This window comes from Bartonella sp. AP280QHHD, from assembly GCF_042196125.1.
GTDB lineage: Bacteria > Pseudomonadota > Alphaproteobacteria > Rhizobiales > Rhizobiaceae > Bartonella.
In genome coordinates, this window is record NZ_JBHIPQ010000048.1 from 1 (window position 1) to 1,070 (window position 1,070).

General features: G+C 48.3%; 1 pseudogene. It reads left to right on the forward strand.

Annotated elements, in window-relative coordinates:
* Positions 1–1,070 (forward strand): annotated as a pseudogene (locus ACFIMK_RS08095) (filamentous hemagglutinin); the annotation flags it as partial.

The window sequence follows — 1,070 nt, forward strand, 5'->3', positions numbered from 1 at the left end:
TTTGGGGGCTCTACAGGCGGACAGAATAAAACTTGTGGCAACAGAAAAAGGTGTTGGGGTTCGCATGCGCCATGATATGGCAGCCAATGCGGGGCAGTTGCATCTTTCTGCTGATGGGAAAATCTCGTTGAAGAATGTTTTTGGTCATGGGGGTGTTGTCCTCAAATCGAAAAGCCAGAGCATATTGGCAAAACACATCACCTCGAAAAAGCATATTGATATTGCCGCCCATAAGGATGTGACGTTAGAAACGGTTGGTGCTGATGGTCATTTGAAGATAGAGGCGCAGGATGGGCTTTTATCGATTGCCGGTAAGGCAACCTCTGGGGGCAATATGGAGCTGTCTTCGCGCCAGACACTTCAAGTTTCAGGGCTAGGGTCAGGTGCTGATATGGCTCTTGAATCGGGCGGAGACTTGAAGCTTGAGGGGATTGTTTTAGCNTCAGACACTTCAAGTTTCAGGGCTAGGGTCAGGCGCTGATATGGCTCTTGAATCGGGCGGAGACTTGAAGCTTGAGGGGATTGTTTTAGCACAAGGGAATCTCAAGGCGCATGCCGGTGGTGATATACAAGCTCATTTTTTAGCCGGTGGGGTTGATATGGCGGCAACGGGTGCTGCTGGTGTTGTTGTTCTTGGCACCCAAGGGGATGTTGATCTCCAGAGCAGTCAAGGTGCGATTGTTGCTGAAAGTGTTTATGGAGCAGGAGATATCACCCTGGTTTCTCATAACGGGCTATCTGTTTCTCAAACAATTCTATCGCATCAAAATGTTGCCATTCAAGCACAACCAGCAACAAATGCTCCCGTTCATTTTGGGCAACTTTTAGCCTATGGCAAGGCAAATATTGAGGGTGGGGCGGTTGACTTTTCTTCGCTGATGACGGGTGAAGAAGCTGTTTTAAAGGTTGGCAGCCTTGATGCAGGCACACTGATGACAGGTGTCGTTTCTACGGGCGGTTCAGGGGATCTTGTTTTAGATGAAAAGGGCTTTCTTTTGATTACAGCAAAAGAAGGGGTGAAGGTTGGTCAGATTGCCAGTGGTGGCAATATTGAAATTTTTGCAGGCAAC